The organism is Sporosarcina ureae (assembly GCF_029267015.1).
In the GTDB taxonomy this organism is placed as follows: Bacteria; Bacillota; Bacilli; order Bacillales_A; family Planococcaceae; genus Sporosarcina; species Sporosarcina ureae_D.
Map to the genome: position 1 here is coordinate 21,024 of NZ_JARIEA010000064.1, position 7,527 is coordinate 28,550.

Consider the following 7,527-nt stretch of genomic DNA (forward strand, 5'->3'; position numbering starts at 1 on the left):
ATGAGGTGATAGTGTTGGCTACAATCGAGGATTTATTAAAATTAGATATTCGTGTGGGCACAGTGTTGAAAGCAGAGCCATTCCCAGAAGCGCGAAAGCCTGCAATTAAGTTAGAAATTGATTTTGGGGAAGTAGGCATTAAATATTCTTCAGCCCAAATTACGCAAAGATATGAACCGGAACAGCTAGTAGGAAATCAAGTAGTAGCCATAGTCAACTTTCCACCAAGACGAATCGCGGGCTTCAAGTCCGAAGTTTTAGTAATCGGCGGCATTCCTGGTGAAGATGACGTAGTACTCTTACAACCTGAACAACCTGTTAAGAACGGTACGCCAGTTGCTTAAGGTTTTCAGAAACAGATTATAGATGAAGAAAATAAGCTTATACGGCAAGCTCTTTTGAAAAAAAAGATTGAGGAATACAGTTATTAGAAGAACTGGCTGAAGAGAATAAAGAGGGAATTGAAGTGCTGATAAAATAGTTGAATGAATAAACGAGTCTTGTTTAAGGTGATAGAATAATTGTAACTTATACAATTTTAAGCCGTCTAACCTTGCAAGGAGGCGAGCTAAAGTGAAATTGAAATATACATGCTTTCTCTTAATAGTGTGTTCAGCATTATTAATTGTAGGTTGCGCAAATAAAGTGAACATAAAAAGTTCAGAAAGCGCAGACGAATATGTTGATGTTAAGGCTGCGGCATGGGCATTTGTAAAGGAAAGAGGTTGGGATAATTCAGCTGAAGATGATTGGCAAAGTGCAGATGTAGAAGAAACTATTGCCGATCATCGATATGTTCTATTAGATAAAAAGGATGAGGAACGTGAGGTATTGCTTGTTTCTTTTAAAGACTTTGAAAACGTTGTTACTGGAACACCACCAATCCTTGTTGACTCGAATACCTATGAAGTAATCGGTTATATGCCAACTGAATAAAAATCACTATATAAAACGAGTTGAATTCTTGAAAAAGGATTGCACCTATTACAGTAATAAGGATAAATCATCGAACTGAAAGTTATTGGAGGAACAGACGAAATGGATTTATGGTTTATAATTAAAGAGCGTTTTGCATTTTTATCAATTTTTCTTATTATAATATTACTGAGTGTTTTCCTGTTAGTAGCTATTCGAAAAAATCGTACGAACATACCGAAGAGTTTAACCGTAAGTGTCACTATAATTTCTATAATTTTTATTATAGTATCTTTGACTGCAATGATATTCATCATTTCATTTGGCTATAACTCTTGAATTAAACTTATTTAAGCTAATAAGCACGATAGTAGAACACAATAGCACCAAATTCTAAAGGGGGGGAGTTATCTGGGGAGAATTCTAGTTGCCATGATAGTAACGATCTTGGGCGGTGTTTTCGGAAGTTTTTTAGAACCTCCAGTCTTTGCAAATTCCATTCCTCTTGCCATAATGGGTGGATTTATTTTAGCAGAGATTCAGCGTAAAAATGATAAATAATTAGCTAAGATCAAGTACTAGTTGAAACTATAAGTGAATATTTTCGAATTTAAAAAGAGTCCCATTCAAATGAGAATTGGACTCTTTTCGTTTAGTATACGTATAATCCTAGCGCTCTCGTCTTAACAAGGGATCTCCACGAAAAATCGAATCGTCCCTGGCGCTACTTCATCTCCATTTGTACCCGATACCCCAAACCGTCACGAGAATATCGTCAATCGGAAAACCAGATTTTCTTAACTTGTCCCGTAAATTTCGAATATGAGAATCAACCGTCCGAACTTCTGTATAGGTGTCATATTCCCAAGCTACTTGAAGCAAGTCTTCCCGAGTAAACGTCCGGTTCGGCCGCGTCATCATAGCTTCTATAATATAGAACTCTTTTAATGTAAGACGAACTTCCTGCGTGTCGTATAGGATGGAATAAGACTCCAAGTCCAAAGTAAATAAACCTTCCTCGATTGTCTTTCGTTCGTCACCTAGAGTACGCCGCAATGTAGCGCGCACTCTCGCTGTCAGTTCACCTTCGTCAAACGGTTTTGTAATATAATCATCCGCACCTTGGTCGAGCCCTTTGACGACATCTGATTTGTCGGAACGAGCGGTCAATAAAATGACAGGTACGTCCGATACTTCCCTGATCCTACGGCAAACTTCCCAACCGTCCATGCCCGGCATCATAACATCTAACAACACGAGATGTACATTCTCATTATTGAATATTTCAAGAGCTGTTTGACCATCTGTCGCTTGCAAACATCGATAACCATGTGGCGCTAAGAATAGTTCAAGTAAATCGAGCATGCGTTGCTCATCGTCAATCAATAATAGTGTCTTCATATCCATCATCATCTCCAGTTATAGTCGTACCGTAAAGATACTTCCTTTATCCAATTCACTTTGCACCTCGATCGTCCCACCATGCGCTTCTGTTAACTCCTTCACTGTCGCTAACCCTAAACCAGCACCGCCAAACGAACGAGAACGTGATTTCTCCACACGGTATAATTTTTCGAAAATTTGTTGTTGATCTTCAATTGCTATACCACATCCGCCGTCTTCTACTTGGAGGACAGCCTGCTTTTTCTCTTGAAAAGCACGAACGATTACCGTACTGCCGCTTGGAGAATAGTGAAGAGCATTGTCCAATAAATTGAGAATGATTTGTTCTAACCGCATGCGATCTGCGAATAATGAGAAGTCTCGGATAGGTTCAACGACAAGCATTATTCCTTTCATATCAAATGCAGGTTGCACGAGTTGAATGGTATCCTGGATGAATTGTTCTGCAGAGAATTCGGATTTCTTCACAGTGAATGTCATTTCATCCATTTGTGCTAAATCCATCAAGTTTTTCACAAGTGTTTTTAAACGCTCGGCTTCTTCTTCGATAATCGATAAATAATTAAATCGTTCCGTATCATTCAATTCTGTACGTTGTGCTACTTTGGCATAGCCAATCAAGTACGTTAAAGGTGTTCCCATTTCATGAGAAACAGATGCCAAAAACTCATGACGTTCGCGTTTTACACGACTTAAATCATTTGATAATTTACGGATCGACGCAGCCAATTCCCCAAGCTCATCATTCGATAACTTAGGCAAGTCAACATCGTAGAACCCTTCGCTAATCTGTTCGGTCGCTTCTTTCATTCGAATCAGTGGACGTGTCAACCATTTGGAAAGTAATAAATACACGACAAACAGCACGACAATACTTCCTCCACCTGCCAGTATAAAATGAATATTGAGTTGATTCACAAGCTGGCGAATGGGAATCGTACTTTGAAGCATAACGAGAGTTCCTGAATGATCCCCGACTTTATATGGATGGACACTAACAAGATAAGGAGACTCGTTCCAATCAACAGGTAAAATGGTGTCTTCTGTCGGTTTCTCTTCTTGGATTTCCTTCACATATGGCCCGAGAACTTCTTCATTTACCAATGAATGCAGCACGCTATTCCCTAAATCATCGAGAATAACAACATCTCGTTCGCCACCGCTTTCCATTAGAATGATATGATGCAAAGTCGTTTCCGTATAATTATCTTCTAAAACATTTCGATGATTACTGCCCGTTTTCAATAGTCGATCCAATTCTTCATCAACCCGAGCATGTGTGATTGTCTGATGTAAATAGATCATCAACAATGTGTCCATAATCAGAAATGAAATAATAAATGCTGACGCTAACTTCGTGGAAATCTTTTTCATGGCACGCGCTCCTTTTCTCTCTATTGAGCAGTATAAGGTAAACGTATCGAAAATGTATGCAGAAAGCACGAATGCTTGTACCGAAATATTATTCCGTACTATTTTCCGCAATTAAGGAGTTTCTAAGGAGTTTAGGTATATAGCGTTTCTCTGAATTAAAAGCGGCTATACTACTAGTAAAGTAGAAGGAGTGAAGACATATGAAAAAACAAATACTGTCTGTCAGCGCGGCTTTCGCCCTTGTGCTTGCAGGATGTGGAGCGTCGACAACGAAAGAAGAACCTGTCAAAAATGAAGAAACGTCCCCAGGTGAAATGGAGGGGATGGACCATTCAAGTGATGGAAGTATTCCTGAAGGTATAATGGAAGCCGAAAACCCGACATACCCTGTTGGATCTGAAGCAATTATTGAAACAGATCATATGGAAGGGATGAAAGGAGCCGCTGCAACAATTGTAGGCGCATTTGATACGACTGCTTATTCCATCAACTACACACCGACAGATGGTGGCGAGAAAGTGATGGATCATAAATGGGTCGTCCATGAAGAAATTGAAAATCCGGCACCTGCCCCTCTTGAAAAAGGAACCGAAGTGACGGTCCTTGCCGATCATATGGAAGGGATGAAGGGAGCAAAATCAGAAATTGAATCAGCGGAGCAAACGACTGTCTATATGATTGATTATGAATCCACAACAGATGGAGAAGAAGTAAAGAATCATAAATGGGTTGTTGAAGATGAGCTATCCGAACAATAATCATTAAATGAATCGGTATTGTTTTGATAAAAATAAGAATAGGTAGTGAAAATAATGAAAATTAAATTGATTGCCGCGTTGCTATTGATTACTGCTTTATCGGTAGGTTGCAGTAATGAAAAAGCGAATACTGAAACACAGGAATCGGAAGTAGATATTAAAGAGTTAGTAAACGACTACACGGTGAGAAATGCAGTAGCTGCGTCTGCATCGATTACATCGTCTGAACTGATTGTCACAGACGATGACAAAAATGTTACGACATACGATCTTCCTGACGATGAATTTTTCGTATCCATTGCACCCTTTGTCGACAGTACGCATCCTTGTGATATTCATAGTCTAACAGGCTGTCAAGGTGAACTCGTGGAAGAAGATTTCGAAGTGCATATAGAAGACTCGGAAGGCAATGTCATTCTTGATGAAATCAAAACAACCGAAACGAATGGATTTATTGATTTCTGGCTTCCACGTGATGATACATTTACTGTAACGATTAAACAAGACAACAAAGAAACCGTCTCTGAAATTACTACGTTTGACGGGGACAATACATGTATTACAACGATGCAATTGCAGTAAAATAAGAGCTGTGCTTTTCATTTAACCTTCTAAAGAACAAACTAAATATCCATTTAGCATCGCATATTGCGGTGCTTTTTTATATGTTATAAGAGTACCCGTAATAATTTTAATGTTATTCTACTAGAAATAGTTTGTATAGAAGATTCTATAAATTGTAAGAAATTCCTCAAGAAGTGAAACTTAAGCAAAGGTCTATTCGTACTTAAAAGAAGATATGCTAGAATAATCAGAACCTAGGTAGGTGAAGAAAATGAGCAAAAGGATAAGTAGTATAATTGGCTGGATTTTACTTTTAGTTATAGGTGTTTTTTGGATTTCATTCGGCTATTCAAGTTGGTTCTTATTGCTAGTCCCATTATCGTATATTAGCTTTACAATTAGCGACGGCAGTATTCAAAAGTTAAGAAAGCTGACTATTACCCAGGTTGTTTTAATTTTATTTGCGCTGACGGTATCAGTCGCTATTGTTTTCGGTTTAATTCAGTTGGCAAATTACGTTATTAATGATCAACTACATCTGACAGGAGCAACTAAGACATTCAGTCAGATCGTTGCAATTCTGATTGCGTTGTATCCTATCAAGATTTTATTTGGTAGCTTTGTGTACAAAGTGTACGAAAATTTGAATACGACTAATCACTAGGAGGTATGCATATGGAATTAACAAAAGAAGTTCCAAACACTAGAAAACCGTATTTTCTTAGCTTACTCCTCACCGGTAGTCTTGGTGTTGTTACGTATGTAATGATCCGATTTGTCACATTCCAATACTTTGATAGTTTTTGGACAAATTGGGTACTATTTGTTTCCTTTACAACCATTGCGTTCATGATCTGGCACACAATAGATCCACTTCGAGGCGATGGGACACGGAATAAATGGATCACACGAGCAGTAGGCATTGCGATTTTTCTAGTTCTTGCTTTTGTAATCGGCTTCTAGTATTTGTGAGATAGCGTCTTGGTAAATGAAGGAGTTTGATAAAAGATGTCTAAAAATTTAATTTTGTTAACTGCCGGAATCTTATTTGGTTGGATCATAATTAGTATTTTCACAAAAAATTTTGACGGAGATTTCTTACTCATACTATTGCTAGGCGTTATCATGGGGTATGGAGTTGGATATAAAGAGAAAAAAGAATAGAATTTTTTTATTGCCTATAAGGAGGGGTAAAGTGGATGAATCAAAGTGGAATATAGAAGAAGTGAAACGACTTAAGAAAAAACAATTGATAGAATTCAATATAGCAATGCTCGTGATATTCGTTCTGTCTCTTCTTTATGTAAAAGCAGATGCACCACTTTCTACTGTCTTTGCATTAATTTGCGTGCTATTATGGTTTTTCTCTGTACACGCACTTTATATCCTCCTATCAGAAAAAACAACGGGCACCAAAACAAATAAGCTTGTTCAGGCTTTTGATAGAGATCATTGGGGGAAGAAGCGCTGGAAGAGAAAAAAGATAACCGAGGCTATCATTCTTGGCATCGTAAGCATTATGTTCACGATATTTGTCTTTACAATAGACACTGGCTCCGAAACGCTACAATTTTATAATCTCCTACCATTTATCGGAGCTTGGATCGGTTCTAATCTAGGGAATATCGTTAGAATCAGTAATTTGGAATCAGTAAATTAGTATCGGATAGATTGTTGAACTTATGAGCAACTTGTAGAATAATAAAGTAAGTGACCGATGATGTTTTAGTGTAATGAGATGCAATTCTTTGAAAAGAATTTGCATCTTTTTTACTAACATAGCCAATATAGGATGCGACTAAATCTGGAGGAAATGTGATGAGAGATATTTTATTGCCGGGTGTTCACGTTACACTCAGACCGATGGAAAAAGATGATGTGGAAGCTCTGTATAGAGTAGCGCAAGACGATCGGATATGGACGTACATGACGAATCCCATGAAAACTCGACTGGATATGGAGAAATACAATGAAGCAGCTCTGCGTGCAAAAGATCTTGGAAGCGAGTATCCTTTCGTAATTATTCACAATGAATCGGGCAAAATCATTGGTTCAACTAGATTGATGGATATAGTTTTAGCGCATAAGCGTTTAGAAATCGGAAACACCTGGTTGCACCCTGAGTTTTGGAAGACTTCCGTTAATACGGAGTGCAAGTATTTACTGCTCACTTATTGTTTTGAGGAATTACGATTGAATCGTGTCCAACTGAAAACCGATCATGATAATATTCGTTCCCAACAAGCAATTGAGCGGATTGGAGCTGTAAAAGAAGGTGTTCTTCGTAATCATATGATCCGAGTTGACGGTACAATTCGTCACACTGTCATGTTCAGTGTGACCAAGGATCAGTGGGCAAGTGTGAAAGGAAGTATTGAAAGCAAGATGAATTAAGAGTTTACGATCGCAACGCGAGAATAACCCTACTTTACAACCAAAGTATCTTTGTGTAAGCGCTTATGCACAAGATCAAAAAGGCGTGTTTAATTTCTCACCGCTGATAATCATTGAA

12 protein-coding genes are annotated in these 7,527 nt (G+C 38.2%); 10 read left to right on the top strand and 2 right to left on the bottom strand.

The window, feature by feature from the left end:
• The first annotated feature begins 14 nt into the window (after positions 1 to 14).
• The 3 genes from csaA to Q7P97_RS10905 all read left to right on the top strand — a co-directional run bounded on the left by csaA (position 15) and on the right by Q7P97_RS10905 (position 1,476).
• Positions 15 to 344, top strand: coding sequence for a chaperone CsaA (gene csaA, locus Q7P97_RS10895; RefSeq protein ID WP_303969218.1), 330 nt, complete (start codon positions 15 to 17; stop codon positions 342 to 344).
• Positions 345 to 573: 229 nt separating this feature from the next.
• Positions 574 to 936 carry a hypothetical protein gene (locus tag Q7P97_RS10900; protein WP_303969219.1) on the top strand — a complete coding sequence of 121 codons (363 nt, stop codon included), beginning with the start codon at positions 574 to 576 and terminating at the stop codon, positions 934 to 936.
• Positions 937 to 1,347: 411 nt separating this feature from the next.
• Positions 1,348 to 1,476 (top strand): hypothetical protein, encoded by a 129-nt coding sequence (locus tag Q7P97_RS10905; RefSeq protein ID WP_303969220.1) that lies wholly within the window; start codon positions 1,348 to 1,350, stop codon positions 1,474 to 1,476.
• 168 nt (positions 1,477 to 1,644) lie between these two features.
• Here the strand turns inward: Q7P97_RS10905 and Q7P97_RS10910 are convergent, their stop codons facing one another.
• Both Q7P97_RS10910 and Q7P97_RS10915 read right to left on the bottom strand, forming a co-directional pair.
• Positions 1,645 to 2,316 carry a response regulator transcription factor gene (locus Q7P97_RS10910; protein WP_303969221.1) on the bottom strand — a complete coding sequence of 224 codons (672 nt, stop codon included), beginning with the start codon at positions 2,314 to 2,316 and terminating at the stop codon, positions 1,645 to 1,647.
• 18 nt (positions 2,317 to 2,334) lie between these two features.
• Positions 2,335 to 3,693: a sensor histidine kinase gene (locus Q7P97_RS10915; RefSeq protein ID WP_303969222.1), complete on the bottom strand. Its 1,359-nt coding sequence runs from the start codon at positions 3,691 to 3,693 to the stop codon at positions 2,335 to 2,337.
• Between the two features lie 200 nt (positions 3,694 to 3,893).
• On the opposite strand from Q7P97_RS10915, the gene Q7P97_RS10920 reads away from it, so the two are divergent.
• From Q7P97_RS10920 to Q7P97_RS10950, 7 genes are all read left to right on the top strand, one after another.
• Positions 3,894 to 4,451: a YdhK family protein gene (locus Q7P97_RS10920; protein ID WP_303969223.1), complete on the top strand. Its 558-nt coding sequence runs from the start codon at positions 3,894 to 3,896 to the stop codon at positions 4,449 to 4,451.
• A gap of 54 nt (positions 4,452 to 4,505) precedes the next feature.
• Complete coding sequence (locus tag Q7P97_RS10925) at positions 4,506 to 5,033, top strand: CueP family metal-binding protein (RefSeq protein WP_303969224.1); 528 nt, start codon at positions 4,506 to 4,508, stop codon at positions 5,031 to 5,033.
• 253 nt (positions 5,034 to 5,286) lie between these two features.
• Positions 5,287 to 5,679 (top strand): disulfide bond formation protein DsbD, encoded by a 393-nt coding sequence (locus Q7P97_RS10930; RefSeq protein ID WP_303969225.1) that lies wholly within the window; start codon positions 5,287 to 5,289, stop codon positions 5,677 to 5,679.
• Between the two features lie 11 nt (positions 5,680 to 5,690).
• The gene (locus Q7P97_RS10935; RefSeq protein WP_303969226.1) at positions 5,691 to 5,978 is read left to right on the top strand and encodes a hypothetical protein; all 288 of its coding nucleotides are present in this window, start codon (positions 5,691 to 5,693) and stop codon (positions 5,976 to 5,978) included.
• A 45-nt stretch (positions 5,979 to 6,023) separates the two neighbouring features.
• Positions 6,024 to 6,179, top strand: coding sequence for a tRNA U-34 5-methylaminomethyl-2-thiouridine biosynthesis protein (locus Q7P97_RS10940; protein WP_157129912.1), 156 nt, complete (start codon positions 6,024 to 6,026; stop codon positions 6,177 to 6,179).
• A gap of 31 nt (positions 6,180 to 6,210) precedes the next feature.
• The gene (locus Q7P97_RS10945) at positions 6,211 to 6,675 is read left to right on the top strand and encodes a hypothetical protein (RefSeq protein ID WP_303969227.1); all 465 of its coding nucleotides are present in this window, start codon (positions 6,211 to 6,213) and stop codon (positions 6,673 to 6,675) included.
• 158 nt (positions 6,676 to 6,833) lie between these two features.
• Positions 6,834 to 7,409 (top strand): GNAT family N-acetyltransferase, encoded by a 576-nt coding sequence (locus Q7P97_RS10950; RefSeq protein WP_303969228.1) that lies wholly within the window; start codon positions 6,834 to 6,836, stop codon positions 7,407 to 7,409.
• The last annotated feature ends 118 nt before the right edge of the window (positions 7,410 to 7,527 follow it).